Source organism: Microbacterium sp. TPD7012, assembly GCF_003075395.1.
Taxonomy (GTDB): Bacteria; Actinomycetota; Actinomycetes; order Actinomycetales; family Microbacteriaceae; genus Microbacterium.
Map to the genome: position 1 here is coordinate 162,144 of NZ_QDFV01000004.1, position 24,011 is coordinate 186,154.

Sequence of the window (24,011 nt, forward strand, 5' to 3'; positions counted from 1 at the left end):
GCCTCCGCAGGCGAGCCGTCATCTGACAGGACAAAAGCCCGGAGGACCCTGTTCGTCGCGCCCGCGTCGGACGGAAGGGTCTCGTCATGTCCCCTCTCGCGTTCGTCCTGGTCTTCGGCGCCGCGATAGCCCACGCCGCATGGAACGTCATCGCGCACGGCGTGAGCCGAGCGGGCTTCCCGTTCCTGTGGTGGGGCGCCGTGTCCAGCACCGTCGTGTGGATCGGGGCGGTGCCGTTCACCGGTGGTCTCGGCGCCGACGACCTCGGATCGTTCGTGCTCGGGGTGGGGGTCTCCGCGACCCTCCACGTGGGCTACATGGTGGTGCTGCAGCGCGGGTACCGGGAAGGGAACCTGTCGACCGTGTACGCGACCGCGCGGGGAACGGGACCGTTCCTGTCGGTGATCGTCGCCGTGCTGCTGCTCGGCGAGCGGCCGTCGGTCGTCGCACTGGTCGGCGTCGCGGCGATCATCGTCGGCGTCGTGGCGATCGGTCTCGTCGACCGCGGGACCGGAGCGCGGACCCGTCGGATCGATCCCGGCCTGCTGTTCGGGCTGCTCACCGGTGTCGCGATCGCGATCTACACGATCTGGGACGCGCACGCGGTGCGCACCTGGAACCTCTCCCCGGTCGCGTTCATGGTCGGGACGACTCTGCTGCAGGTGCCGTTCTACTCCGTGGCGGTGCGTCGGCGGTGGGATGCCGTGTGGGCCCTCGGTCGCCTGCACTGGCGGCGGATCCTCGTGTTCGGCATCCTGTCCCCGCTGTCGTACATCCTCGTGCTCACCGCCATCCAGATCGCCCCCGTGGCGCTGGTCGCGCCCCTGCGGGAAGTGAGCGTGGTGCTCGTCAGCCTCTTCGGGGTGTTCGTGCTGCGGGAATCGCGACCCTGGTGGCGCATCGGCGCGTCACTGGTCGTGGTCCTCGGCATCGTGCTGCTCGCCGTGTGAGCGGAGCGGGTCGACTCCGTCGCCCGGGCCCGCACGCGGCTTCGTCAGCGGAAGTTCACGAGCCCGGCGTGCGCGGCCGCGACGAGGATCTGCACGCGGTCCCGCAGGTGCCATTTCGACATCATGCGTCCGAGGTGCGCCTTCACGGTCCCCTCGGACACGATGAGGGCCCGCGCGATCTCGGCGTTGGACATGCCCTTCGCCAGGCACTGGAGCACCTCCGCCTCCCGGTCGGTGAGCGGCTCGAGGTCTGTCGCGTCCCCGGTGAGCGGTTCGGAATCGCGTACGTGCTTGATGAGCATCGATGCGATCCGCGGTGACAGCGAGCTCTGGCCGCTGTGCACCTCGCGCACGCCGATCACGATCTCCTCGGCGCTGGAGTCCTTGAGCAGGTACCCCGATGCTCCGGCGCTCAGCATCGGCAGGACCGTGTCGCGTCCGTCGAGCGTCGTCACGGCGAGGACCCGCACGTGCGGCCACCGCTCGACGATGACGCCCGTCGCCTCGATGCCGTTCATCTCCGGCATCTGCACGTCCATCATGACCACGTCCGGCTGCTCGCGCTCCACCGTGGCGATGGCCTCGACGCCATCCTCGGCCTGCCCGATGACCTTGATCTCAGGGTCGCGAGAGACGAAGTGCGAGAGCGCCGAGCGGACCAATGGGTCGTCGTCGACGATCAGGACTCGGATGTCAGGCATGAGGGAAGCCTAACGGCGGCTGCTTCGGGCCGCTCGCATGTAGACCTTTGGCCAAAAAGGTCTAGCTGCAAGTCAGATGTGCTCACTGTGCTTCGCCGAGAAGATGGGTAAAGACATCGACAAACGACTAGGAAATGAGGTGAATGTTATGACTTTCTGGCAGCAGGTTGGCAAGTTCTTTGGTCTTCACAGCTAGAGTACCTGGCGAATAGGAGATAGTGAAACATGGCCTTCGACCACTCAGACCGGGCATCCGCGGACACGTTCCGCTTGGCCCGGGGTGAGAAGCTCAGCACCATCGAGCGGATCGTCGTCCTGGTGATCGTCTCCATCACCGTCGCCACAGATCTCATAGGTTTCTTCACGACACCAGGGGTAAACCCGATCGCATTGCTCGTGAGCATCGCCTCGACGGCCGCGTTCACGCTCTACCTCTGGAAACCTCTCATCGCGACATGCGCCCTCGGTGCCGTGTTCGCGTTGTCCTTCATCCCCGGGTCTGAACTCCAGGTTCTGACCGCCGCCGCTGTCGCCGCTGGGCTGGTCATGCGGTTGGGGTGGACTTCCCTGATCCTCTCCTACACCGGCGCGTTCCTCGTGGCGGCGGCGCTCGTCGCGAACGGCGACGCCGAAGCGAACGTGAACGTCGGGCTGTACCTCGTCTTCGCCACCGTGGCAGGCGCCGTGGGCTTCGCCCTGCGGCTGGCCTTCGCACGAGGTCGCCGACTGGAACTGCAGCTGATCGAACAGGCAGAGCAGGAGAAAGAAGCAGTGCTCGCCGAGCGACGGTGGATCGCCGGCGAGCTGCACGACAGCATCGCCCATCACCTCACGGTGGTGGCGCTGCATGTGCAGATGCTCGAGGACCCCTCCACCAGCAACGACTCGCGAGAAGCGATCCGCGTCGCCGCGAGAAAGGCGATGGCGGATCTCCGATTCGTGATCGAGCTCGCGGACGACGGACCGCGGTCCGCCGAGATGCAGACGGGTGACCTCGCCGACGCGATCGACGAGGCGCGGCAGGAATTCGAATCCGCCGGCCACCCGGTGCGTCTCGAAGGCGACCTCCGGGATGAGCGCATCCCGCGTGCTGCGGAGATCGTGCTCGCGAGGATCGTGCGCGAGTCCGCCACCAACATCCTGAAGTACGCCGGCCCCGGAGAGGTGCTGGTCCGTCTCGAACTCGATGACGACGCGGCCGCGCTCACGTTGCGCAGCCCGCTCCCGACGACGCCCCGACGCGAGCTGTCCTCCAGCCGCACGGGTCTCGGACGGATGGCGGAGCGGGTGATCGGCGCGAGTGGCGAGTTCAGCGCGGGCGAGGTCGACGGTCATTGGCTGGTGTCCGCCCGCCTTCCCATCGCCTGACGCGCGGCGGGGTATAGTAGGCCGATGAATCGCGTGGCATCTCCGCGATATTGGACGAAAGTCCACTAAAGGTCTCGACCTTTGGCCCTACAAATCGGGCTCTCCAGGCACATATCCTGAAACCTCCCCAGAATAAAGCGTCCCCAGCGCTGCGATCGCGAGCGCGGTCTTTCTGGCTTCTGAAACACTTGCGCGCTCGCGATCGCCTTCTGTCCTTCCGGACACCGCTACTTCGCTGCGCCCGCTGTCGCCAGACCGACATCCGGGCGCCTGCGCTCCTTCGCTAGCCGCCCACCGCTCTCATGTAGTGGCCGTCGTTCGAGATCCCGGATGCCGCGACGGTGAAGCGCACGACCTCGCTGAGGTAGCGGTCCTCCGACGCCTCGAAGATCCGGCCCTCCGCGTCTCGCGACGTGCGGCTGAGCCGCAGGATCGGCGTCCCGCGAGCCACCCGCAGCAGCGCGGCATCCTGATCGTCCGCCGCCACGGCGTCGATCACATGCTGCAGGCTCACGATCGGATGCCCGACCGACGCGAGGTGCTCGGTGATCGAGACCTCGTCCAGGTCGACCTCGAAGAGCCGCCGGCCCGCGACCTCGGTGTACGCGAGACGCTCCAGCATCGTCGGGCGCCCGTCGAGAAGTCGGAGGCGGACGACGCTGACGATCGTGTCGTCGGGCTCCACGCCGAGCGCGGCGGCCATGTCGCCGGCGCGCCGCAGGCTCAGCTCCTGCGTCTGAGCGCCGGGGGAGACGCCCAGCTCGCGCGCCCATCGCGTGAACGGCACCGAGACGTCGACGGCCTGGTTCGCCTTCCGTGCGACCACGCGTGCCGGCCGCCCGCGGCTCGTCTCGATCAGCCCCTCGCTCCGGAGCGCCGCCAGCGCGTTCCGGATCGGGCCGCGCGACGTGCGCCACTTCTCGGCGAGCTCCGCCTCGGTCGGGACGTCATCGCCCGGACGCAAGACGCCCGCGACGATCTGGTCGCGGAGGTCGTCCGCGATCTGGGTGTACACAGCTTCAGCCACATAGGTACATTACTTCACCACCTCAGCGGGCCGCGCCTCGTTCCGTCAGTGTTCATTCAGGAGAATCCCGGGTAAACGACCGCTGAACTCTTCCAAGTTAGGTACATATCTCGATGGAGCGCGTGCGAGAGTCTTCGTGGCTCACCCCTCCCACCCTGAAAGGTCCTCATGAAGCTTCGCGCTCTCCCCGCCCTCGCCGGCGCGGCGATCCTCGCCCTCGGCCTCGCCGCCTGTTCCGGCTCGGCCGAGGCCACCGGCACCCCCGGAGCGGACGAGTCGTCGTCCACGAGCAGCTTCGCGGTCGACGAGAACACCCTCGTCTTCGGCGTCGTGCCCGACTCGGTCGACACCGAGACGAACTACCAGCCGCTGATGGACTACATCGCCGAGATCTCGGGCAAGACGGTCGAGTACCACGAGTCCACCGACTACGCCGCGCTGATCGAGGCCGCGGTCGCCGGCAAGGTCGACGTCGCATCGTTCTCCGGCTTCACCTACGTCACCGCCACCAACAACGGTGCCAAGCTCACCCCGATCTCCTCCATCGTCACCGAGGAGGGCCAGGAGCCCGGGTACTACTCGCAGGCGATCGTGCCCAAGGACAGCGACATCTCCAGCATCGCCGATTTCAAGGGCAAGAAGGTCTGCTTCGTCGACCCGTCCTCGACCTCGGGCTACCTCTTCCCCTCGTACAACCTGCTCAAGGCGGGCATCGACCCCAAGACCGACATCACCCCCGTTTTCGCCGGCAAGCACGACGTCAGCGTGCAGAAGACCGGTGAGGGCGTCGAGTGCGAGGCCGGATTCGCCGAGGACTCCGAGGTCGAGAAGTCGGATGCCGTCAAGGTCATCGACGAGACCATGGTGCCGGGCGCCCCGCTGGTCTACTCCTCGACCCTCCCCGAGGACGTCTCGAAGAAGCTGATCGACGGCCTGGCCGACATCACGATCGACGACATCATCGCAGCCGGCATCGACAGCGCCGACTCCGACTCGTTCCGCAGCGTGTTCTACGCCACGAAGCCGGTCGACGACGCGTACTACGACCTCATCCGCGACATCTGCAAGGAGACCGAAGCGGAGCAGTGCCAGGGCTGACGCCCCGCAGCCCGCTCGACCGTGCGCTTCGATCCCCACGCCCCCTCCCGGCGGCGCCTTCGGCGCCGCCGGGAGCCTCCGGGCGCGGGGCCCCGGCTCAGCGACCCAGTGGGTCCCTGAGCCTGTCGAAGGGCCATCCATCTCTCGCTCGATCTCACCAGGAGAAACCCATGAACGCGGCATCCGATGCCCTCATCCGTCTCGAGGGCGTGACGAAGACCTTCGGGTCCACCACGGCGCTGAAGGATGCCTCGTTGCAGGTCTCCCGGGGCGAGATCGTCGTCTTGCTCGGCCTCAGCGGCTCCGGCAAGTCGACGCTTCTCCGCCACCTCGACGGACTCGAGCTCCCGACCGCCGGGTCGGTGGAGGTGCTGGGCCGGCAGGTGCCGACGCTGAAGGGTCGGGCGCTGCGCAACCTGCGCAGTCGCGTGGGCTTCATCTTCCAGCAGTTCGAGCTCGTGCCCTCGCTCACGGTGCTCGAGAACGTGCTCACCGGGTCGCTCTCGGGGGTCCGCGGTCCGCGCCTCGGCCTCTGGGGCTACTCGAAGGCCGCGAAGCTCACCGCACTCGAGCACCTCGATCGGGTGGGCCTGCTCGACCGCGCCTACCAGCGCAGCGACACGCTCTCCGGCGGACAGCAGCAGCGGGTCGCCATCGCGCGCGCCCTGATGCAGAAGCCCGACATCCTGCTCGCCGATGAGCCCGTCGCCTCGCTCGACCCGGAGTCGAGCGACCAGGTGATGGCACTCATCCGCGAGATCGCGGCCGACGAAGGCCTCACCGTGGTCTGCAGCCTGCACCAGGTCGACCTCGCGATCTCCTGGGCCGACCGCATCGTCGGGCTCCGCCACGGCGAGATCGTGCTGGACATGCCGACGACCGACCTCACCAAGGCCGAGGTCATGGAGATCTACGGCCGGGTCGCGACGACGACCGCCGAGATCGCCGCCGTCACGATGGAACTGGCGGATGCCGCGTCGCAGGTGGCGGCGTCATGACGGTCGTGCGCCCTTCGACAGGCTCAGGGACCCAGGGTGCAGGCTCAGGGACCCAGGGCGCAGGCTCAGGGACCCAGGGCGCAGGCTCAGGGACCCAGGGCGCAGGCTCAGGGACCCAGGGGGGAGGCTCGGGGACCCCGGGTGATGTCGCCGAGCGCGCGCCGCGCCGCGCCGTCTCCCCGGAGCGGATCGCCGCGTCGCTGACGCTGCTCGCCCTCCTCGTGATCGGCATCCTCGCCGTGAACGAGGTCGGGATCTCGCTCCCCGCGATGGCACAGAGCTGGGGCAACGCCGAGAACTTCCTGGCACGCGTCGGCGGGCTGTCGTTCCCGGAGCCCGGCGATCTCGCCTGGCTCATCGCACTCACCGTCGGGCTCGTGCTCGTCGGCACCCTGCTCGCCGCGGTGCTCTCGGTGCCGATCGCCTACCTCGCGGCGTCCAACACGACGCCCGGCAACGGCTGGCGCGCGGCGGCGCGCTTCATCGGCGTGCTCACCCGCGCGCTTCCGGACGTCGTGCTCGCGATGGCCTTCGTGCTCATGTTCTCGCTCGGCACGCTCCCCGGCATCCTGGCGATCGGCATCCACTCGATCGGCATGATCTCGAAGATGTTCGCCGATGCGATCGAGCAGATCGACGAGGGTCCCCGCCTCGCGATCCGCGCCGCCGGCGGCTCGAAGCTGCAGGAGTTCACCTCGGGCATCCTCCCGCAGGTGCTCCCCAGCTGGGTCGCGACGGTGCTGCACCGCAACGACATCAACCTCCGCGGCAGCGTGGTCCTCGGCTATGTGGGCGTCGCGGGTCTCGGACTCGAGATGTCCTACGCGTTCAAGGCACTCAACTACGGCAAGGGTCTCGGCATCGCCCTGGTCATCTTCATCCTCTGCATCGTCATGGAGATCGTCTCGAGCATGGTGCGCGGTGCGATGCTCGGACAGCAGAAGCAGACGCGCTCGTGGATCGACCGCCTGCTGCACCCGCGCCTCGGTTCGCGGGGGTCTGTAGCCGCATCGACCGAGCGTCCCGCCTGGGCGGCGAGCCCCGCGACAGCCGTGCGCCGCCCGTGGACGGCGCAGCGTGTGCGCCACGCGATCGCCGGCGTCGTGGCGGTGCTTATCGTGGTCGGCAGCGTCGTCGTGAGCCAGATCAACTGGCTCGACTTCTTCACCTTCTGGGGCAAGCTCCCCGAGGTCGCCGTGAAGTTCTGGCCGCCCTCCTTCGGCAGCTACGACGCGAGCGTCATGTTCGAGGCCATGCGCGACACGGTCGCGATCGCACTCGCCGCGACCGTGCTGACCCTGCTTCCCTCGCTCATCCTCGGCTCGCTCGCGGCGAGCAACGTCGCGCCGAGCCCCGGGGCGCGCGGCGCCGCGCGCTTCCTGCTCGTCGGCATCCGGGGCATCCCGGAGCTCATCCTCGCGATCGTGCTCGTGGTGGTCACCGGGCTCGGTCCGCAGGCCGGCGTCATCGCGCTCGCCATCGGCGGCGTCGGCCTGCTCGGCAAGCTCATCGCCGACTCCTTCGAGGAGGTCGACCGCGGACCGGAGCGCGCGCTGCGCGCCGTCGGCGCCACCCGCCTGCAGACCTACACGTCGGCCACGGTGCCGCAGGGGATGCAGGCCCTGATCGGTCACAGCTTCTACATGCTCGACACCAACATCCGCGCGGCGACGATCCTCGGCATCGTCGGCGGCGGCGGCGTGGGCTACTACCTGCTCAACGCCAGCCAGGGCTCTCGGTACGAGACCGTGACCGCGATCGTCCTGATGATCCTCGCCACCGTGCTCGTCGTCGAGGGTCTCGCCATGTGGATGCGGAAGGTGTTCCGATGACCACGTCACCTGATTCCGCCGACCTCGTCGTCGTCGGCTCCGGCATCGTCGGACTCGGCGCCGCGTATGGGGCGGTCCGCCGCGGCCTTCGCGTCATCGTGGTCGACCGTGCGGATGCCGTGACAGGAGCCACGATCCGCAACTTCGGGCACCTCTGCATCGGGGCGCAGACCGGAGAGGCCCGGCGCTACGCCGACGTCTCTCGCGAGCTCTGGCTGCGCCTCTCCCAGGACGCCGGGTTCTGGCTGCGGGAGTCGGGCACGCTGGTCGCCGCCCGCCATGACGACGAGCTCGCCGTTCTCGAGGCGGCCGCCGGCGACGGTGGCATCCGGATGCTGGAGGCCGACGAACTGCTCCGCCTCGCGCCGCTGCGACGCGAGGGCCTCCTCGGCGGCGCCCGCATCGAGACCGATCTGCAGACCGACCCGCGCACCGCGGCCGCTGCGATCGTGCGTCACCTCGCGGCGCTGGGCGTGGAGTTCCGGTTCCGCACGGCCGTCACCGCGCTGGGAGCCGGTCGCGTCGAGACGACGCGCGGAACTATCACCTGCGCGAACGTCGTCGTCGCCGTCAACCACGACATCGATCAGCTGCTGCCGGAGGTCGCCGAACGCCATGGCATCGTCCGCTGCGCGCTGGACATGATGCGCGCGGCCGTGACGCTCCGGCATCCGCTCTCCGCCCCGCTGCTCACCGGCTGGTCGCTGGTGCGGTACGGGCGATTCGCCGGCGGTCCGGAGTCCGCCGCACTGCGCGATCGACTGCACGCCGAACGGCCGGATCTCGCCGCCCTCGACCTCAACCAGATGTACACGCAGCTGCCGGACGGCTCGCTCATCATCGGCGACTCCCACGCGACCGCGATCGCGCCCGCCCCCTTCCAGCCCGAGGCCGCGTTCACGGCGTTCCTCGCCGAGGCGGAGGCTCTGTTCGACATGCCGACGCCGCGCGTGCTCGAGCGGTGGCAGGGCGTGTACGCCAAGGGCGCGCAGGAGTTCCTCATCGAACGGGGCGAGGAGGGAGCGCTGGTGCTCGCCGCGACCACCGGCATCGGAATGACCACGGGTCTGGGGCTCGCCGAAGAGAATCTCACCGCCGCCTTCGGGTGGGCACCCGCAATGGAAGGAAGATCATGACCACGACAACTCCCCTCGAACTCGTCGTCCTCGACATGGCAGGAACCACGGTGCTCGACGACGGCGTCGTGGAGCAGGCGTTCCAGCGCGCCGCCGAGCGCACGGGCGTCGCCGAGCGGATGCCGTGGGCCGAGGCGCTCGACCACGTCCGCGTCACCATGGGCCAGTCCAAGATCGACGTCTTCACCCACCTCGCCGGCGGCGACGTCGCGGCAGCCGAGCGTGCCACTGCCGCCTTCGAGGGCGCGTACGCCGAGATCGTCGCCGAGCAGGGCGTCACGGAGATCCCGGGTGCGGCCGACGCGATCCAGGGGCTCAAGGACGCCGGGCTCACGGTCGTGCTGACCACGGGCTTCGCGCCGGTCACCCGCGACGCGCTGATCGACGGGCTCGGCTGGCACGGACTCGTCGACCTGGTGCTCTCGCCGGTCGACGCCGGCCGCGGCCGCCCTGCCCCCGACCTGGTGCTCACCGCCCTGCTCCGCACGCAGACGTCCTCCGTCGCGGCGGTCGGCGTCGCGGGCGACACCGTCAGCGACGTCGAGTCCGGACGCCGTGCGGGCGCGGGCTTCGTCGCCGGCGTCCTCAGCGGCGCCCACGACCGGGTCGCTCTCGAGGGCGCGGGAGCGGATGCCGTGCTCGACGACGTCACCGTCCTCCGCGACGTGCTCGCCGACCGCGGACTGCTGCGCGCGGTCCCCGCCACCTGAGACGCGGGCGCGACATGGGCACGCTGCTGATCCGTCCGCCCGGCCACCGGCGCGACGTGGCCCTCCGCCCCGCGGCGACCGCGATGGTGTGGGTCGGCGAGGGGCATCCGCACGAGACGATCGCGGTGCCGGGGGTCGCCCTCGCCGACGGCGACGTGCTGGTCGCCGTCGAGATGTCCACGATCTGCGGCTCCGACGTGCACACCGTGCAGGGACGCCGGTCGGCGCCGACGCCCCTGGTGCTCGGTCACGAGAGCGTGGGCCGCGTGATCGCGACCGGCGACTCCGGGGCGAACGCGGTCGACGGCACTCCGCTCCGCATCGGCGACCGCGTGGTCTGGTCGGTCACGGTCTCGTGCGCGAGCTGCGACCGGTGCCTGCAGGGCCTTCCGCAGAAATGCCGGACCCTGGGCAAGTACGGCCACGACCGCGTCGGCGCGCACGGCGACCTCACCGGCGCGTTCGGGACCCACGTGCAGCTCCGAGAGGGCACCGCCATCGTCCGCGTGCCGGAGGCGCTGCCGGCATCCGTCCTCGCTCCGGCATCCTGCGCGACCGCGACGGCGTGGGCGGCGGTGGCGCGCGCCGGTCGGGACCACGACCTCGACGGAGCGACGGTGCGCATCCACGGCGCGGGTCTCGTCGGGCTGTCCGCCGCGGCCATCGCGGCGGAGCAGGGAGCGACGGTCGAGGTGCTCGATCCGAACCCTGCACGGCGGGCGCTGGCCACGCGCTTCGGCGCTGCGGATGCCCTCCCGCGCGAACCCGACGTCGTCATCGAGGCGTCGGGGCACGCGGTGGTGGCCGCGCTCGACGGGGTCGCGGTCGGCGGGACGGTCGTGCTCGTCGGCAGCGTCTTCCCGGCCGACCCCGCGCCGTTCGACGCGGAGAGCATCGTGCGCCGCCTGGTCACCGTCGCCGGCATCCACAACTACACCGGCGCGGAGCTGGCGGAGGCGGTGGCGTTCCTCGCCGGCCGCGGTCGCGCCTATCCGTTCGCCGACGCGGTCGGCGCCGTCCGATCCCTGCTCGACATCGACGAGGCCCTCGTCGAGGCCGCAGGTCCGGAGGCACCGCTGCGCATCGGCCTCGTGCCCGGGCGCTGAGGCCGACGGGAGCGGTCAGGAACAGGCAGAATCAGGCGGGCCCGTCGCCCTCGATCGCGTGCCCGGGACGTGCGGGCTCGAGTCCGTCGGCATGGAACGTCAGCATCCGGATCGCGGCCTCGACGGTCGCTCGGAGTATGTCCTCCGGATCGCCGTCGAGGGCGAGGCGGCGATGTCCGACCTCGTCGACGGTGGCCCATCCGAGGTAGACGGTCCCAGCCGGATGCCCGCCCTCGGAGCCCGGACCGCCGACGCCGGTGGTCGAGACGCAGATGTCGGCGTCGAGGAGTTCCCGGGCGCCGACGGCCAGCTGCTCCGCGGCGGCGGCGGAACACGGGTCGGTGCCCGGCACCAGCCCGAGGACGCGCTCCTTCACATCGGTGAGGTAGGCCACCACCCCGCCGGCGAACCACTGCGAGGCGTCGGGGCCGGCACCGACCGCGCTCGCCAGTCGGCCGGCCGTCAGCGACTCCGCGACGCCGACCCTCAGGCCGTGGGCCTCGGCACGTTCGCCGAGTCGGATGATGTCGGCGGAGCCGCCCTCGTCGCTCAACGGTCCTCCCGGTCGGTTGCTCGTCGGGTCAGGTGCTCGTGTCGGCTGGCGCGGTCAGACGCCCCGGTCGGGCGCGGACTGCGGCTCATTCGTCTGGGGAGCATCGGTGGACGCGGGGTCTTCCGGCTGCGGCTCGTCGGCGGACTCCGGCGCCTCGCCGGCGGCGTAATCCGGACGCGGAGGCTGCAGGGGCTGGTCGGAGTACTCGCCACCCTTGCGGCCGCCGAAGGGGCGACCGTGATCGGCGAACTCCTCGCGCGCGAAGACGAGCGTCCACGGCCCCGCGGTGAACCGCGCGCCGGTGCGCAGCGTCTCGGTGGCATCGCCCTCGTGCGTGGCATCCGCTGCGGGGTTGGCGTTCATCTCGCCCTCGCCGTGGAGGGTCAGCACGTACTCGTCGCGCTCGTCGTGCGTGATCGTGGCGTGCACGGGATCCGTGTCGGGCAGTCGCAGCTCGTTGCCGTCGGCCGAGCCGATGCGCACGACGTCGGCCTCGAGTGCGAACTCCGACCGCTCATCGTCGCGCGTGATGCGCAGCAGCGGGTTGCCGGCACCCCATTCGGCATGCGTGGTCGTCGGCGTGTAGCCGTCATCGGGGCGGTCGTCGATGTGTCGTGCGTTCATGGCGGTGGCCTCCTCGGATCGGTCCCTTCACGCTAGGCGGCGGGCACCGTTCTGCGTGAGGGGGTTGACTTCGCCCTCACGGGGCGTCCGTCTCGTCGCGCTCGTCCTTCGGGATCATGTCGGCGGTCAGCAGGGTGATCCCGCCGCTGGAGTTCGCCGATGTCGCCATCGCGGTGATCCACTCGGGCTCCAGCTCCGGGGCCACGGGGTCGTCGAAGGTGAACCGCAGCGGGATCGACGGGTGGAGCCAGATCGTCGAACGGCCGTCGGGATCGCCCTCGGGATGGCGCCACGACAGGGTGAAGCTCTCGTTCCGACGCAGCTTGGTCGCGATCACGACTTTGAGGTGCGCCAGCACGAGATCGTCGATCTGGATCGGATTCCTTGCGTCACCGTAGTACAGGATGCCCATAGGCTTTACGCTACGCAGACGAGGACGAATCAGACAAGACTCGTCGGGCCGCCGCACCGGGAGAATGAGGAGCACATGGGCAAGTTCATTTACGAGGGCGGCGTGAAGACCGAGATCGAGGATCGCGCCCTCACACACCTGCAGCTCGTCATCACCGCCAAGCTCCGTCGCGGCGAGCCGTTCCCCTTCAGCTGGCGCGAGGATGCGAGCGTCGGCGGCGGACGGACCACCGTGTGGATCCAGCCCAACAGCTCCCTCGTCTTCAAGTACTTCGGCAGCCGTCAGCCCTCGATCAACCGCGCCTGGATCGAGGCTCTCGCCTTCACGGCCAACGCGCCGAGCGGCTTGTACCTGGTGCCCGAACCCTCCGATGCGGGCGAGGCGGCGGGCGCAGGAGACGCCCCGGCCGGCGCACCGGTGTAGCAGCCGGCACCTTCGGCCCGGCGGACGCCGCTGTCAACCCCCTGCCCGCGGCGGAAGCCGTCGGGGAGGCTCGTCGCTGACGCCCGGGCGACACCTGCTCGAGCGCACGCCGAGCAGACGAGGAGCCAGCATGGCCGACAGCACATCCGACCCCCGGCACGCCCACCGCGAAGAGGGCTTCCCCGCGCAGCAGCAGGACCAGCCGGGGCTCACGGACCACACGACCCCGACGCCGGACCACGGCGAGGAGACCTATGTCGGGCACGGCCGCCTCGACGGCCGGCGGGCTCTGATCACCGGCGGCGACTCCGGCATCGGCCGCGCCGTCGCGATCGCCTTCGCCCGTGAGGGCGCCGATGTCGCGATCGCCCACATGCCCGAGGAGCAGGCGGATGCCGACGCGACGCTCGCCCTCGTCCGGGAGGCCGGAGGCAAGGGCCTGAGCCTCGCCGGCGACCTGCGCGACGAGGCCTTCGCCACCGACATCGTCGCCCGCACGAGGAGCGAGTTCGGCGGGCTGGACGTGCTGGTGCTGAACGCCGCCTACCAGCACGACATCGACGGGTTCGAGAACCTTCCGACCGAGCGGATGCGCCGCGTCTTCGACACGAACCTCGCCGGCCTCGTGTTCACGGCGCGGGCCGCCTACCCTGACCTCGAGCCCGGCGCGAGCATCATCGTGACCTCGTCGATCCAGTCGTCGCAGCCGTCGCCGGGGCTCATCGACTACGCCATGACCAAGGCCGCCCAGGTGGCCTTCGTCAAGGCGCTCGCCGAAGAGGCGGGACCGCGCGGCATCCGGGTCAACGCCGTCGCGCCCGGCCCGATCTGGACGCCGCTGATCCCCGCCACCGGATGGGATGCCGAGCGCCTCGCGACGTTCGGGGCCGACACCCCGCTCGGGCGCGCCGGTCAGCCGGCGGAGCTCGCCGGCACCTACGTGCACCTGGCCTCGGCGGAGTCGTCGTACGTCACGGGAGCCGTGATCGCGGTCACCGGCGGAAAGGCGCTCTGACACCGCGGGAACTGCCGGCGCGGCGTGGTCGCCCCGGCGATCGCGCCTAGGCTGGGGGAGTGCAGAAGCCCGCGGCATCCGGTCCCCTCGTCGGGGTCGCGCTGGTCGTCGGCTCCTGCCTCTCCCTGCCTTTCGGCGCGGCGGTCGCCGCGCAGCTGTTCCCGGTCCTCGGCCCGTGGGGAGTGACCTCTCTGCGGGTCGCGATCGCCGCCCTGCTGCTGGTCGTGATCGTGCGACCGCGCCCCCGACGGTGGACGGGCAGGCAGTGGCTGGCCGCGACTCTCTTCGGAGTGTCGCTGGCCGCGATGAACGGCTTCTTCTACGCCGCGATCGACCGCATCCCGCTCGGGCCGGCGGTCGCCATCGAGTTCCTCGGGCCGCTCGTGCTCGCCGCGGTGCTGACCCGGCGACTCGCGGACGCCGCATGGGTCGGGGTCGCCCTCCTCGGCATGGCGCTGCTCGGGATCGACGGTCTGATCGGCGCCGAGCCGCTCGACCCTCTCGGCGTCGTGTTCATCCTCATAGCCGCGGGCTTCTGGATCATGTACATCCGGATGAGCGCCAAGGTCGGCGCGCTCATCCCGGGCAGCAGCGGCCTGGCCATGGGTCTCGTCGTGGCGGCGGTGCTGCTTCTGCCGGTGGGCGTTCCGACCGTGTCGATCGTCGCCGGCGACATGCAGCTGCTGCTGCTGGCCGCGATCACCGCCGTGCTGTCGTCCGTCATCCCGTACAGCTTCGAGCTCGCGGCGCTCCGGAGGCTGCCGCAGCGCGTGTTCGGTGTGCTGCTGAGTCTCGAGCCCGCCTTCGCCACGCTCGCCGGCTGGCTCATCCTCGGACAGGACGCGACCCCGCTGCGGATGCTGGCCGTCGTGCTCGTGATCGCGGCGAGCGTCGGCACCACGCTCGGCGTGCGCCGCGAACGCCGGACGGACAGCGGGTCCGGCCCGTTCACGGCGCCGATCCCGCTGCCCGACTGACGTCAGCCCCGCACCGGGACGGCGAGCGGGAATCGCCGCCGCAGGATGACGCGCTGCACGAGCGTCCAGACGACGGTCACGGTCAGGTAGAGCGCCGCGGCGAGCGGCACGAACACCGCGAACACCGCGGTCAGGTAGTGCATCGCGGAGACCACGCGCAGCATGGTCGGCGAGTTCAGCGGGGAGTCGTCGCCCTCGATCGGCGCCGGCTGGAAGACGCGACGCGTCACCTCCGCGACGGCGATCATCACGAGGAGCAGGGCGCCGAAGACGAGCCAGGTCGACGGCGTGGCCGTCCCGCCGAAGAGCGCCGACACGAGGCTCGTGCCGAGCGGCGCACCGAGCAGATCATGGGCGAGCAGGTCGTTCGCGTGCCCCGCGATGTCGGTGCGGATGAACAGCGTGTAGAGGATGCCGACCACGGGCGCCTGCGCGAGCACCGGCAGCATCCCCGCGAAGGGGGACGTGTTCTCCTCGCGGTACAGCGCGAGCGTCTCCTTCTGCAGGCGCTCCGGGTTCTTCTTGTGGCGGCGCTGCAGCTCGCGCAGCTTCGGGGCGAGGCGGGACCTGGTCTGCTCGGCCTTGGCCTGCGAGATGCCGACGGGGATGAGCAGGGCGCGCACGAGCAGCGTGACGAGCACGACGGCGAGGGCTGCGGCGGATGCCCCGGCGAGGGGCTCGAGGAGCGTGGAGAGGCCGACCAGGGCGCCGTAGGCGGCGTTCAGGAGGGCGGCGAGGGGCGGAAAGGCAAAGGGGTCCATGGAGGTGTCCGTTCGAGACGTCGGGAAGGGTCGGCGAAGGCCGCGCGATCCCGAGTGAACGGACTACGCGGCGGTCGCGACTCCCGGCGCCCGCGGACGGGGGTGGCCCGCGGCATCCGGATCGCTCTGCGAGAGAAGCGTTCCGACGTCGATGGCGCGCAGCGGATGCGGCTCGTCGGCGCCGAGCATCGGACGCACGCTCAGCACGACGGCGAGCGTGAGGGCGGTCACGGCGAGGAGGGCCACCGCGAGGCCGAGGGCCGCGGCATCCGGCATCGAGACGAGCCCGAGCGCGGTCGCGAGGATGCTCAGCATCTGCCCGAACCACTCGCTCATGCGCGCTCTCCTCTCCTGCAGCGAGGCTAGCATCGGCCGGCGGGCCATGTCGGCCTCGATCCACCCTGTTCGCGGCGGGAGTAACGTCGAAGCATGAGTGACCTTCGCGCGCTGCTCGGCATCGAGCATCCGATCTTCCTCGGTCCGTACGGCGGACTCTCCTCTGTCGGGCTGACCGCCGCCGTGAGCGACGCGGGCGGCTTCGGCCAGTTCGGGCTGTACGGCTACGACGGCGACCGCATCCGGGCGACCGGTGCTGAGCTGCACGCCGCGACCGACCGGCCGTTCGGGGTCAACATCTGGCTCCCGACGGGCGACGAGGTCGCACCCAATGCCCAGCACACGGTGTTCGCCCAGGCGCTGGAGCCCTTCTACGAGGCGGTCGGCGTCGAGGTGCCGGGGCGGCCGGAGCAGTACCTGCCGTCGCTCGACGAGCAGCTCGAGGCGATCTGGGACATCTCGCCCGCGGTGCTGAGCGTCGTCTTCGGGGTGCCGTCGGCCGAGCTGATCGACGAGGCCCGCCGCCGCGGCATCCGCGTGGTGGGAACGGCGACGACGGTCGCCGAGGCCACAGCTCTCGCCGAGGCGGGCGTTGACGCGATCGCGGCGACGGGGATGGAGGCCGCGGGGCACCGCGTCTCGTTCCTGCGCCCGGCCGAGGACTCGCTGGTCGGGACCTTCGCGCTGATCCCGCAGGTCGTCGACGCGGTGGATGTGCCGGTGATCGCGGCGGGCGGCATCGCGGACCGGCGAGGTGTCGCTGCGGCCTTCGCTCTCGGCGCGTCAGGCGTGCAGGTCGGGACGGCGTTCCTGGCCACCGACGAATCCGCGACGACGGACGCGCACCGTGCCGCGATCCGCGCCACCGCCGCCGACGAGACCGTGCTCACCCGGGCGATGAGCGGCCGGCTCGCGCGCGGAGCGCGCAACCGCGTGGTGCGCGCGATCGAGGCGAGCGGGACCATCGCGCCCTTCCCGATGCAGAACTGGCTGACGGGGCGCTTCCGCACCGCGGCCAATCAGCAGGGCCTCGGCGAGCTGCAGGGTCTGTGGATGGGGCAGGTCGCCCCGCTGATCCGCCACGACACCGCGGCCGAGGTCTTCGCGGAGCTCGTGGCGGGGGTTCCCGTCGATCAGTGACCCTGGAGCCTAGCCAGGAAGATGGCTAGGCTAGCCATATGTCCATCTACAACGTGCTCGAAGCGCGTAACAACCTCTCGCGGTTGATCGCCGACTCCCAGGCAGGCGAAGAGGTGGTGATCACCAAGCGCGGAACGCCGGTGGCGAAGATCGTCCCCATCGGCCCGGTCGATGTCGTGCACAGCGGGCGGTTCCTCGTCGAATGGATCGAGCAGCACCCGCTGCCGGACCGGCTCACTCGTTCCGCTGCAGATCTTGACGCCCAGATCGCCGAGAGCCGGGACGCCTGGGAATGATCTATCTCGATTCGTGCATCCTGATCTACGCGCTCGAAGACAGCGGCCCCAGGGGCGATGCCGTGAGACGTGCGCTCAAGGAGATCGATGTCGCGGTGGTCTCGAGTCCCCTCGCGCTTCACGAGTGCCTCGTTCGTCCGATCAAAGACCGCAACGCCGAGCTGCGGGACCGTTACCTGGGTGCGTTCGAGCGAATGGCGACGATCGATCTCGATGCGGCAGTCTTCATCCGCTCCGCCGAGTTGCGCGCGGACTTCGGCCTGAAGACCCCGGATGCTGTGCACCTCGCTGCCGCTCAGCTGGCCGGCTGCACAGAGCTGTGGACGAACGACAAGCGCTTGGTTGCGGCATCACATGGGCTCGCCGTCGACATCATCGGTGCGAGAGCCTGACGCGCTCCCTGCGCCTGCGCTAGAGGATGACCGTGGACTTGCCGTGCACGATCACGCGATCCTCGGCGTGCCACTGCACGGCGCGGGCGAGCACCTGGCGCTCGACGTCGGCGCCGCGGCTCTGCAGCTGCGCTGCGGACTCCGAGTGCGTCACGCGCGTGACGTCCTGCTCGATGATGGGGCCCTCGTCGAGGTCGGCCGTCGCGTAGTGCGCTGTCGCGCCGATCAGCTTCACCCCGCGATCCTTCGCTCGCGCGTACGGGTTCGCGCCGATGAACGCGGGCAGGAAGGAGTGGTGGATGTTGATGACCGGGGCGCCGAGCCGCTCGATGAAGTCGTCGGTGAGGATCTGCATGTAGCGGGCGAGCACGACCAGGTCGACGTTGCCCTGCAGCAGCTCGAGCTGGCGCTGCTCCATGAGCTGCTTGTCGCCCGAGGGGATGTGCACGAACGGGACGCCGAACGAGCGCACCGCCTCGGCGAGGTCGGGGTGGTTCGAGACGACCATCGTGATGTCGATGTCGAGCTGGCCGCGCTGCGTGCGCCAGAGCAGCTCCATCAGGCAGTGGTCGTACTTCGAGACGAAGATCGCGACGCGCTTGCGGCGGGCGACGTCGTGCAGCGACCATTCCATGCCGAAGCGCTCGGCGACAGCGGCGATGTCGGTCTCGAGCGCCGGGCGCGCGGCGGCGAGGCCGTCGAGGTGGATCACCGTGCGCTGGAAGAAGCGCCCGCCCTCGGAGTCCGTCGAGTGCTGGTCGAGCGAGATGATGTTCGCGCCGTGCCGAGCGAGCACTCCGGCCACCGCTGCGACGATGCCGGGCTGGTCATCGCAGGCGATCAGGAGGCGGGCGGTATCGGGCTGAGACATGGAGGCTCCTCGAGGGTGTGCATCGATTCTGCCGTGGATGCAGGCCGCCGGGCGAATCGCCGCCCGGCGTCGCTACTCTGAGACCGTGGACGCGAGCGACCTGGCACTGGTGCTGATCCCCCTGCTGGCCGTCGCGGCGCCTCTCCTCGCCCGCGGTGTCCGACCGGTCGTGCGCGTGCCCATCATCGTGTTCGAGCTCGTGCTCGGCATCCTGGTGGGGCCTGCGGTGCTGGGGTGGGTCGAGCCGGGCCCGCTCCTCGACAAGCTCAGCGATTTCGGGCTCGCCGCGCTCTTCTTCGTCGCCGGCTCCGAGATCGACTTCCGCGCGGTCTCGGGAAAGCCGCTCGCGCGCGCCTCGCTCGGCTGGATCCTGAGCGTCGCAGCCGGCATCGCCCTCGGATTCCTGCTCGCGCCGGGGGAGGGCATGGTCGTGATCGGCATCGCGCTGAGCTCGACCGCGCTCGGCACCCTGATGCCGATCCTGCGCGATGCGCGCGAGATGGACACCCCGTTCGGCAAGGCCATCAGCGTGATCGGCGCCGTGGGCGAGTTCCTCCCGCTGATCGCGATCTCGATCTTCCTCAGCACGCGGGCCACGCCGATCGCCGCTGCCGTGCTCCTCGGCTTCGTGATCCTGGCCGGGCTCGCCGTGCTCCTGGCCCGTCGCATTCCTCCCGGGCGCCTCCACGGGCTCGTGCGCGCGACCCTGCACACCTCGGAGCAGTTCGCCGTGCGGTTCGTGCTGCTCCTCATCGCGGCGCTCGTCGGACTCAGCGTCATGCTCGATCTCGACATGCTGCTCGGGGCATTCGTGGCCGGCGCGATCTGGCGGATCCTCATGGCGCGCGCGCCGAAGAAGGACGCCGAGGTGGTGGAGAGCAAGATCGAGGCGATCGCGTTCGGATTCCTCGTGCCGATCTTCTTCCTCTCCACCGGTGTCGCCCTCGACCTGCAGGCCCTCGTCACGTCGCCGGCGGCCCTCTGGCTCGTGCCGGTGTTCCTGATCGCCATGCTCGTGATCCGCGGTGCGGCCGCGCAGGTCTCCGCGCCGACGGGGGCGAGCATCCGCGATCGGGCGGCGCTCGGCTTCCTCGCCGCGACGGGCCTCCCGATCATCGTGGCGGTCGCGGCGATCGGCGTCGACCAGCACATGATCGACTCCGGGATGGGCGCCGCCCTGGTCGGAGCGGGGATGCTGTCGGTGCTGATCTATCCGCTGGTGGGTATCACCCTCCGCGGCGAGCGGTCGCGCATCACGGGCCCGAAGCCGGCAGACGAACGTATCCAGGGGGAGCTGTGATGACCGCGAGCGCTCTGCTCACCCAGGCTGTCCGGCATCTCGCCGGCGCCCCGAAGGAAGGACTCGGCGAGGAGCGCGAATCCCGATGGCGCGGCCGGCGCATCGTGCGCGTCGGCGAGGCGTGGCACCTGGGCGCGCTGCTGCTGACCGAGACGCATGCCCTGGCGACCGCCGAGGTGCTGCGGGCGGCGGATCCCGGACGCCGCGGCTACAGCGCCGAGTCGGCGCGGGCGCGGGCGGAGCGGCGGGCGGAGGCGCTGCGCGGCGGATTCCACGAGGGCGACGTGGTGCACGTGGGATGGAGCGTGATCGACGTGGATGCCGTGGACGCCGGCGGGGCGTCCGGTCCGCTCGCGCTGATCGACGGCGTTCCCTCGGTGCGCTGGAGCGCCGCCGGCGGGTTCATGCCGTTGGAGGCATACCTGCGCGAACGGGTGGAGCTGCTGCGCGGAGGCGCCGACTAGGCGAAGGTCTCGGCGAACCGGCGGAGGAGCGCTGCGCCCTCGGTGACGGATGCCGCGAGCACCTGCCCCTGCACGCGATCGAACTCGTCGGGGTCGAAGTAGCCGGTCGTGCGATAGAACGTCATACGGTCGGCGAAGTCACGCGGTGTGGGCTCCGGGTGGAACTGCGCGGCGTACAGGTGGGTCCCGACGCGGTATGCCTGCACGGGGCAGACCTCGTTGGTCGCGAGCAGCACGGCTCCGGGCGGAGTGCTCGCCGCGCTCTCCTTGTGAGCGGTGAACACGGTCAGGGCTCGCCCGCTGGGGCCGAAGACCGGATCCTCCGCGCCCTCCGGAGTCGTCTCGATCACGGTGGCGCTGGCCGATTCGGGCCTGTCGGTGACGACCTCGCCGCCCAGCATCCGTGTGACGACGCCGATGCTGAAGCAGGTGAAGAACACCGCGATCTCGCCGGCGATGGCGGAGCGGGCGAGCGCCTCGAGATTCGCCTCGACCCGTTGCTGCACCACGGACTTCGCCTCGTCCGTCACGTTGAACGGGGATCCGCCGACGACCACGCCGCGATAGCCCCGCAGGCGCGCAGGGTCGAGCGGCTCCTGGAGCAGATCCAGGCGGTCGACCACGTCGACGCCGAGCGCCCGCCGGAACGAGGCGTGCTCGGCATCCGCCGCCCCGGTCTCGGGTCGCACGCACACGTAGAGAAGCGAGGCCATCAGGAGATTCTAACGATCGTGCGGGGACGCGACCGCCCGTGTCGTCACCGGGAGGAGTTCGCGGTGCGACCGCGCACGATTCCGACGAAGGTGTCGACGTCGGGCGTCGTGCGCTCGCGGGGCCAGACCAGGGCCACGGTCGACGTCGGCCCGTCGACCAGACGCCGGTGGTCGGCGTCCTTGCGGCGGTGCATCCGGGCCAGCGACATCGGCACGATCAGGATGCCGACCCCGGATGCCGCGGTGGCGATCGCCTCATGCGTCGGCAGCGGCGCGAATGCGGCCGGGACGGTGCCCGGCAGATCGAGCGGGCCGAGCACGTCGTCGGTCAGGCCGATGACGACCTCGCCCTCCAGGTCGGTCGCGGTGAGCTCGTCGACGGCCATGAGGTGCGAATCGGCGGCGGCGACCACGACCGGGATCTCGTCGTACAGCGTGATGATGTGCAGGGACGGGTCGGTGAGCGGGAGCCGTACGAGGGCGGCGTCGAGCTCGTCGATCGCGGCACGCTGTCCGGCGACGTCGATCGGGACGAGTTCGAGCGGCACGCGCGGCATCCGCTGCTTCCACGCGTCGACCCACCTGCCCGGCGTCGCGCCCGGGACGACACCGAGCCGGAAGGTGCGCGGCTCCTCGGAGTCGGATGCGGGGGCGTCGAAGACGACCTTCTGATCGGTCCTCGCGGTCTTGCGCGGAGGCTTCGGGGGCGGGAAGCGCTCGGCGGGAGCGGCCTTGTTCCGACGCACGGGGGTCGGCTTGCCGGTTCCGCGTCCGGGTCGTCGTGCATGCTTCGCCATGGGGTCCAGGGTACCCGCCGGGGCGGACGACCCCGGCGGGCAGGCGCCTACTCGGCGGGAACGTGGCCGAGCGGATGCTGCTCGCCGCGGGCCGCGTTCCCGCGCTGCACCCGGCGGAGCAGGGCCGACGCGCCCGCGACGAGCAGGAGCACCCCGATCGTCAGGATCAGGAGGGTCGTGATCGTGACGGGCGTGAGAGACAGCGCCCAGTCGGAGATGCCCGCTCGGCGGTCGTCGTCGGCGATCAGCCAGAGCGAGATCGCCGACACGGCGGCGAACAGGAGCCCCCAGATGATGGCCGCCCAGCGCGTGCGCGGCAGCGTCGGCGTCTCGGCGGGGAGAGCGGATGCGACGGTCGTCGCGGGGGTCGTCGTCGGGATGCTCATCGCTGGTCCTCTTCCTCGGGTTCGATGACGGTGATGTTGATCTCGCCGCTGGTCTGCGCGATGGTCACGCGCTGCACGGTGGTCGTCGTGGCGTTCTCCGCGCCGATGACCTCGGAGACGACCGATTCGCCGCCGCGCTCCGTGCCGGTCCAGATGCCGCTGTCGATGATCATGCCGGTGTCGGCCTCCACGCGGACCCAGCTCACGTCGGCGGTCCCGAGCATGGCACGCAGATCGAGCTGCACGCCGGGATCGACCGAGATCCAGGTGCTGCCGGTGCCCTTCTCGACCACGATCGGTCGGGGCGCGCCATCGTGCCTGTTCAGGGTGATGGAGAGCTCTCCGAACGGTTGCCGCACGTGAGCGGCCTCGTTGTTGGAGATCGATGCCCAGCCGAGCGTCACGTCCTGGAAGGCGGAGAAGCCGCCGGCGACGAGCCCGCCCGCGAGCGTGAGCACGGTCGTGAAGGCGAGGAAGCCGCTCCGCCGACGGAACGCGCCGGCCACGATCATCCCGAGCGCGAGCACCAGGGCCGCGGACAGCAGGCCGAGCGCGCCGCCCGAGCCGTCTGCGCCGCTCCAGAGCCCGACGACGGCACCGGTCACGATCGCGAGGCCGATCACGGATGCGACGATCGCGAAGCCCGCGCGAGGGTTCGAGGCGCGGCGGATCCGGCGCCTCTCGGCGGCCTCCACGGCGAACACCGCGGCCTCGGCCTGGCGCTCGCGGCGGAGCTGGTCTCGGGCGGCGCGCTCGGCATCCTGCTGGCGGCGGCGCCAGGCCTGGTCCTGCTCCTTCCACGCCGTGTGCTGCACGCGCCACGCGGCGACGTCGGCGGGGTCCTGGACGCCGGCAGGCAGGGGCGCCGGGGGTGCGGGGGGAACCTCTCCGACGCCGTCGAACGGCTGTGCGGGTGCGGAGGTGGGTGCAGAAGCGGGTGCGGAAGTGGCGTCCGCCCCCTCGGCGGTACCCGAACCGACGAGGGGGGCGGACGCGGCCGGGGCCGCCTGATCTGCGGAAGCCATCGGCAGATCAGGCGCGGAAGCACCCGGGGTGCGGCTCGCAGCACGCACGATCAGGAAGAGCAGGCCGCCCACGACGACGAGGCCGACGATCCAGCCGAACAGCGCGAGCGCCGACCAGCTCTCGTAGCCGAACCCGAACAGCCGGCCGGTGAGCGGCGCCGTCGGGATGAGTCCGACGATCGCCATCCCCAGGATGCCGAGCTGCACCGGCTGGTAGTCCTGCCGGAGCAGGTCGCGGGCGTGGACCCGTCCGTCGACATCGGGCAGCAGGGCCCAGGCCACGGCGTAGAGGAAGATCACGGGCAGGCCGAAGAGCGCCGCGACCACGAGCACGCCGCGCACGATGAGCGGGTCGATGCGCAGCCGCGCTGCGATGCCTGCGGCGACTCCGCCGAGCCATCCGTCGGAGCGGGCGACGCCGAGACCGGCGACCCACAGGAGGAAGCGCTCGGCACCCTGCGGGGCGACCGGACCCGGGGAGCCTGCGCCGGGATCGGCGTGGTCGGCGGGGGGCGGAGGCGCAGTCGGAATCGTCATGATTCGATCCTGACGGTGGAGACTCCCTCCCTGCCATGGGGTGAACCCCTGAGCGACCCCTGA

The 24,011-nt window shown here is 70.7% G+C and carries 28 protein-coding genes; 16 read left to right on the top strand and 12 right to left on the bottom strand.

Features of this window, described 5'->3' with window-relative positions:
* The first annotated feature begins 86 nt into the window (after positions 1-86).
* The gene (locus tag DC434_RS12200; protein ID WP_116635575.1) at positions 87-950 is read left to right on the top strand and encodes an EamA family transporter; all 864 of its coding nucleotides are present in this window, start codon (positions 87-89) and stop codon (positions 948-950) included.
* 44 nt (positions 951-994) lie between these two features.
* On the opposite strand, the gene DC434_RS12205 is transcribed toward DC434_RS12200, so the two are convergent.
* A complete protein-coding gene (locus DC434_RS12205) occupies positions 995-1,651 on the bottom strand; it encodes a response regulator transcription factor (protein ID WP_243408912.1) in 657 nt (218 codons plus the stop codon).
* 225 nt (positions 1,652-1,876) lie between these two features.
* Here DC434_RS12205 and DC434_RS12210 point away from each other — a divergent pair, with 225 nt between their 5' ends.
* Positions 1,877-3,019: a histidine kinase gene (locus tag DC434_RS12210; protein ID WP_116635576.1), complete on the top strand. Its 1,143-nt coding sequence runs from the start codon at positions 1,877-1,879 to the stop codon at positions 3,017-3,019.
* A 283-nt stretch (positions 3,020-3,302) separates the two neighbouring features.
* On the opposite strand, the gene DC434_RS12215 is transcribed toward DC434_RS12210, so the two are convergent.
* On the bottom strand, positions 3,303-4,046 hold the full coding sequence (locus DC434_RS12215) for a GntR family transcriptional regulator (protein ID WP_243408913.1): 744 nt from the start codon (positions 4,044-4,046) through the stop codon (positions 3,303-3,305).
* A gap of 168 nt (positions 4,047-4,214) precedes the next feature.
* Here DC434_RS12215 and DC434_RS12220 point away from each other — a divergent pair, with 168 nt between their 5' ends.
* From DC434_RS12220 to DC434_RS12250, 6 genes are all read left to right on the top strand, one after another.
* Positions 4,215-5,144 carry a phosphate/phosphite/phosphonate ABC transporter substrate-binding protein gene (locus DC434_RS12220; protein ID WP_116635578.1) on the top strand — a complete coding sequence of 310 codons (930 nt, stop codon included), beginning with the start codon at positions 4,215-4,217 and terminating at the stop codon, positions 5,142-5,144.
* Positions 5,145-5,314: 170 nt separating this feature from the next.
* Positions 5,315-6,142 carry a phosphonate ABC transporter ATP-binding protein gene (phnC, locus tag DC434_RS12225; RefSeq protein ID WP_116635579.1) on the top strand — a complete coding sequence of 276 codons (828 nt, stop codon included), beginning with the start codon at positions 5,315-5,317 and terminating at the stop codon, positions 6,140-6,142.
* Positions 6,139-7,974 (top strand): phosphonate ABC transporter, permease protein PhnE, encoded by a 1,836-nt coding sequence (gene phnE, locus DC434_RS12235; protein WP_243408914.1) that lies wholly within the window; start codon positions 6,139-6,141, stop codon positions 7,972-7,974. Before phnC ends, phnE begins: the two co-directional genes overlap by 4 nt.
* The gene (locus DC434_RS12240; protein WP_116635580.1) at positions 7,971-9,110 is read left to right on the top strand and encodes a TIGR03364 family FAD-dependent oxidoreductase; all 1,140 of its coding nucleotides are present in this window, start codon (positions 7,971-7,973) and stop codon (positions 9,108-9,110) included. The genes phnE and DC434_RS12240 overlap by 4 nt, the downstream gene beginning before the upstream one ends.
* Positions 9,107-9,820, top strand: a complete 714-nt coding sequence (locus DC434_RS12245) for an HAD family hydrolase (protein WP_116635581.1) — start codon at positions 9,107-9,109, stop codon at positions 9,818-9,820. The genes DC434_RS12240 and DC434_RS12245 overlap by 4 nt, the downstream gene beginning before the upstream one ends.
* Positions 9,821-9,834: 14 nt before the next feature.
* Positions 9,835-10,926 (top strand): alcohol dehydrogenase catalytic domain-containing protein, encoded by a 1,092-nt coding sequence (locus DC434_RS12250; protein ID WP_116635582.1) that lies wholly within the window; start codon positions 9,835-9,837, stop codon positions 10,924-10,926.
* 31 nt (positions 10,927-10,957) lie between these two features.
* Here the strand turns inward: DC434_RS12250 and DC434_RS12255 are convergent, their stop codons facing one another.
* The 3 genes from DC434_RS12255 to DC434_RS12265 all read right to left on the bottom strand — a co-directional run bounded on the left by DC434_RS12255 (position 10,958) and on the right by DC434_RS12265 (position 12,515).
* Positions 10,958-11,479, bottom strand: a complete 522-nt coding sequence (locus DC434_RS12255; protein WP_116635583.1) for a CinA family protein — start codon at positions 11,477-11,479, stop codon at positions 10,958-10,960.
* A 54-nt stretch (positions 11,480-11,533) separates the two neighbouring features.
* Positions 11,534-12,103 carry an FHA domain-containing protein gene (locus DC434_RS12260; protein WP_243408915.1) on the bottom strand — a complete coding sequence of 190 codons (570 nt, stop codon included), beginning with the start codon at positions 12,101-12,103 and terminating at the stop codon, positions 11,534-11,536.
* Between the two features lie 76 nt (positions 12,104-12,179).
* Positions 12,180-12,515, bottom strand: a complete 336-nt coding sequence (locus DC434_RS12265; RefSeq protein WP_116635584.1) for a hypothetical protein — start codon at positions 12,513-12,515, stop codon at positions 12,180-12,182.
* A 75-nt stretch (positions 12,516-12,590) separates the two neighbouring features.
* Between DC434_RS12265 and DC434_RS12270 the strand changes: the two genes are divergently transcribed.
* The 3 genes from DC434_RS12270 (at position 12,591) to DC434_RS12280 (ending at position 14,930) form a co-directional block, all read left to right on the top strand.
* Positions 12,591-12,938 (top strand): ATP-dependent DNA ligase, encoded by a 348-nt coding sequence (locus DC434_RS12270; protein WP_116635585.1) that lies wholly within the window; start codon positions 12,591-12,593, stop codon positions 12,936-12,938.
* Positions 12,939-13,068: 130 nt separating this feature from the next.
* Positions 13,069-13,953 (top strand): SDR family oxidoreductase, encoded by an 885-nt coding sequence (locus DC434_RS12275; protein ID WP_116635586.1) that lies wholly within the window; start codon positions 13,069-13,071, stop codon positions 13,951-13,953.
* A gap of 59 nt (positions 13,954-14,012) precedes the next feature.
* Positions 14,013-14,930 carry a DMT family transporter gene (locus DC434_RS12280; protein WP_116635587.1) on the top strand — a complete coding sequence of 306 codons (918 nt, stop codon included), beginning with the start codon at positions 14,013-14,015 and terminating at the stop codon, positions 14,928-14,930.
* Positions 14,931-14,932: 2 nt separating this feature from the next.
* On the opposite strand, the gene yidC is transcribed toward DC434_RS12280, so the two are convergent.
* Together yidC and DC434_RS12290 are read right to left on the bottom strand one after the other, a co-directional pair.
* Positions 14,933-15,691 (bottom strand): membrane protein insertase YidC, encoded by a 759-nt coding sequence (gene yidC, locus DC434_RS12285; protein ID WP_116635588.1) that lies wholly within the window; start codon positions 15,689-15,691, stop codon positions 14,933-14,935.
* A 63-nt stretch (positions 15,692-15,754) separates the two neighbouring features.
* Positions 15,755-16,027 (bottom strand): DUF6412 domain-containing protein, encoded by a 273-nt coding sequence (locus tag DC434_RS12290; RefSeq protein ID WP_116635589.1) that lies wholly within the window; start codon positions 16,025-16,027, stop codon positions 15,755-15,757.
* Between the two features lie 93 nt (positions 16,028-16,120).
* Here DC434_RS12290 and DC434_RS12295 point away from each other — a divergent pair, with 93 nt between their 5' ends.
* Genes DC434_RS12295 through DC434_RS12305 form a run of 3 tightly spaced genes read left to right on the top strand, consistent with a single transcriptional unit; the run spans position 16,121 to position 17,855 of the window.
* Positions 16,121-17,167, top strand: coding sequence for a DUF561 domain-containing protein (locus DC434_RS12295; RefSeq protein WP_116635590.1), 1,047 nt, complete (start codon positions 16,121-16,123; stop codon positions 17,165-17,167).
* A gap of 38 nt (positions 17,168-17,205) precedes the next feature.
* Entirely contained in the window at positions 17,206-17,463 is a 258-nt protein-coding gene (locus DC434_RS12300; RefSeq protein ID WP_116635591.1) for a type II toxin-antitoxin system prevent-host-death family antitoxin, read from the top strand.
* Positions 17,460-17,855, top strand: a complete 396-nt coding sequence (locus DC434_RS12305; protein ID WP_116635592.1) for a type II toxin-antitoxin system VapC family toxin — start codon at positions 17,460-17,462, stop codon at positions 17,853-17,855. Before DC434_RS12300 ends, DC434_RS12305 begins: the two co-directional genes overlap by 4 nt.
* 19 nt (positions 17,856-17,874) lie before the next feature.
* On the opposite strand, the gene purU is transcribed toward DC434_RS12305, so the two are convergent.
* Positions 17,875-18,726, bottom strand: coding sequence for a formyltetrahydrofolate deformylase (purU, locus tag DC434_RS12310; protein ID WP_116635593.1), 852 nt, complete (start codon positions 18,724-18,726; stop codon positions 17,875-17,877).
* Between the two features lie 85 nt (positions 18,727-18,811).
* Here purU and DC434_RS12315 point away from each other — a divergent pair, with 85 nt between their 5' ends.
* Both DC434_RS12315 and DC434_RS12320 read left to right on the top strand, forming a co-directional pair.
* Entirely contained in the window at positions 18,812-20,026 is a 1,215-nt protein-coding gene (locus DC434_RS12315) for a cation:proton antiporter (protein ID WP_116635942.1), read from the top strand.
* A complete protein-coding gene (locus DC434_RS12320; protein ID WP_116635594.1) occupies positions 20,026-20,490 on the top strand; it encodes a glutaminase in 465 nt (154 codons plus the stop codon). Before DC434_RS12315 ends, DC434_RS12320 begins: the two co-directional genes overlap by 1 nt.
* Here the strand turns inward: DC434_RS12320 and DC434_RS12325 are convergent.
* Genes DC434_RS12325 through DC434_RS12340 form a run of 4 tightly spaced genes read right to left on the bottom strand, consistent with a single transcriptional unit; the run spans position 20,487 to position 23,948 of the window.
* Positions 20,487-21,203 carry a GMP synthase gene (locus DC434_RS12325; RefSeq protein ID WP_116635595.1) on the bottom strand — a complete coding sequence of 239 codons (717 nt, stop codon included), beginning with the start codon at positions 21,201-21,203 and terminating at the stop codon, positions 20,487-20,489. The genes DC434_RS12320 and DC434_RS12325 overlap by 4 nt on opposite strands.
* Before the next feature lie 44 nt (positions 21,204-21,247).
* Positions 21,248-22,000, bottom strand: a complete 753-nt coding sequence (locus tag DC434_RS12330) for a LysR substrate-binding domain-containing protein (protein WP_243408916.1) — start codon at positions 21,998-22,000, stop codon at positions 21,248-21,250.
* 47 nt (positions 22,001-22,047) lie between these two features.
* A complete protein-coding gene (locus DC434_RS12335; RefSeq protein ID WP_243408917.1) occupies positions 22,048-22,386 on the bottom strand; it encodes a hypothetical protein in 339 nt (112 codons plus the stop codon).
* Entirely contained in the window at positions 22,383-23,948 is a 1,566-nt protein-coding gene (locus DC434_RS12340) for a PspC domain-containing protein (protein WP_116635596.1), read from the bottom strand. The genes DC434_RS12335 and DC434_RS12340 overlap by 4 nt, the downstream gene beginning before the upstream one ends.
* Positions 23,949-24,011 lie beyond the last annotated feature (63 nt).

Excerpts from the sequence above, each read along its gene's own strand:
- DC434_RS12290 (WP_116635589.1), bottom strand. The coding sequence starts at position 16,027 with ATGAGCGAGTGGTTCGGGCAGATGCTGAGCATCCTCGCGACCGCGCTC.
- DC434_RS12320 (WP_116635594.1), top strand. The coding sequence starts at position 20,026 with ATGACCGCGAGCGCTCTGCTCACCCAGGCTGTCCGGCATCTCGCCGGC.
- DC434_RS12275 (WP_116635586.1), top strand. The coding sequence starts at position 13,069 with ATGGCCGACAGCACATCCGACCCCCGGCACGCCCACCGCGAAGAGGGC.
- DC434_RS12340 (WP_116635596.1), bottom strand. The coding sequence starts at position 23,948 with ATGACGATTCCGACTGCGCCTCCGCCCCCCGCCGACCACGCCGATCCC.
- DC434_RS12210 (WP_116635576.1), top strand. The coding sequence starts at position 1,877 with ATGGCCTTCGACCACTCAGACCGGGCATCCGCGGACACGTTCCGCTTG.
- DC434_RS12200 (WP_116635575.1), top strand. The coding sequence starts at position 87 with ATGTCCCCTCTCGCGTTCGTCCTGGTCTTCGGCGCCGCGATAGCCCAC.
- DC434_RS12260 (WP_243408915.1), bottom strand. The coding sequence starts at position 12,103 with ATGAACGCACGACACATCGACGACCGCCCCGATGACGGCTACACGCCG.
- DC434_RS12265 (WP_116635584.1), bottom strand. The coding sequence starts at position 12,515 with ATGGGCATCCTGTACTACGGTGACGCAAGGAATCCGATCCAGATCGAC.
- yidC (WP_116635588.1), bottom strand. The coding sequence starts at position 15,691 with ATGGACCCCTTTGCCTTTCCGCCCCTCGCCGCCCTCCTGAACGCCGCC.
- DC434_RS12250 (WP_116635582.1), top strand. The coding sequence starts at position 9,835 with ATGGGCACGCTGCTGATCCGTCCGCCCGGCCACCGGCGCGACGTGGCC.
- DC434_RS12335 (WP_243408917.1), bottom strand. The coding sequence starts at position 22,386 with ATGAGCATCCCGACGACGACCCCCGCGACGACCGTCGCATCCGCTCTC.
- DC434_RS12240 (WP_116635580.1), top strand. The coding sequence starts at position 7,971 with ATGACCACGTCACCTGATTCCGCCGACCTCGTCGTCGTCGGCTCCGGC.
- DC434_RS12245 (WP_116635581.1), top strand. The coding sequence starts at position 9,107 with ATGACCACGACAACTCCCCTCGAACTCGTCGTCCTCGACATGGCAGGA.
- purU (WP_116635593.1), bottom strand. The coding sequence starts at position 18,726 with ATGTCTCAGCCCGATACCGCCCGCCTCCTGATCGCCTGCGATGACCAG.
- DC434_RS12205 (WP_243408912.1), bottom strand. The coding sequence starts at position 1,651 with ATGCCTGACATCCGAGTCCTGATCGTCGACGACGACCCATTGGTCCGC.
- DC434_RS12270 (WP_116635585.1), top strand. The coding sequence starts at position 12,591 with ATGGGCAAGTTCATTTACGAGGGCGGCGTGAAGACCGAGATCGAGGAT.
- phnE (WP_243408914.1), top strand. The coding sequence starts at position 6,139 with ATGACGGTCGTGCGCCCTTCGACAGGCTCAGGGACCCAGGGTGCAGGC.
- DC434_RS12295 (WP_116635590.1), top strand. The coding sequence starts at position 16,121 with ATGAGTGACCTTCGCGCGCTGCTCGGCATCGAGCATCCGATCTTCCTC.
- phnC (WP_116635579.1), top strand. The coding sequence starts at position 5,315 with ATGAACGCGGCATCCGATGCCCTCATCCGTCTCGAGGGCGTGACGAAG.
- DC434_RS12220 (WP_116635578.1), top strand. The coding sequence starts at position 4,215 with ATGAAGCTTCGCGCTCTCCCCGCCCTCGCCGGCGCGGCGATCCTCGCC.
- DC434_RS12305 (WP_116635592.1), top strand. The coding sequence starts at position 17,460 with ATGATCTATCTCGATTCGTGCATCCTGATCTACGCGCTCGAAGACAGC.
- DC434_RS12325 (WP_116635595.1), bottom strand. The coding sequence starts at position 21,203 with ATGGCCTCGCTTCTCTACGTGTGCGTGCGACCCGAGACCGGGGCGGCG.
- DC434_RS12300 (WP_116635591.1), top strand. The coding sequence starts at position 17,206 with ATGTCCATCTACAACGTGCTCGAAGCGCGTAACAACCTCTCGCGGTTG.
- DC434_RS12330 (WP_243408916.1), bottom strand. The coding sequence starts at position 22,000 with ATGGCGAAGCATGCACGACGACCCGGACGCGGAACCGGCAAGCCGACC.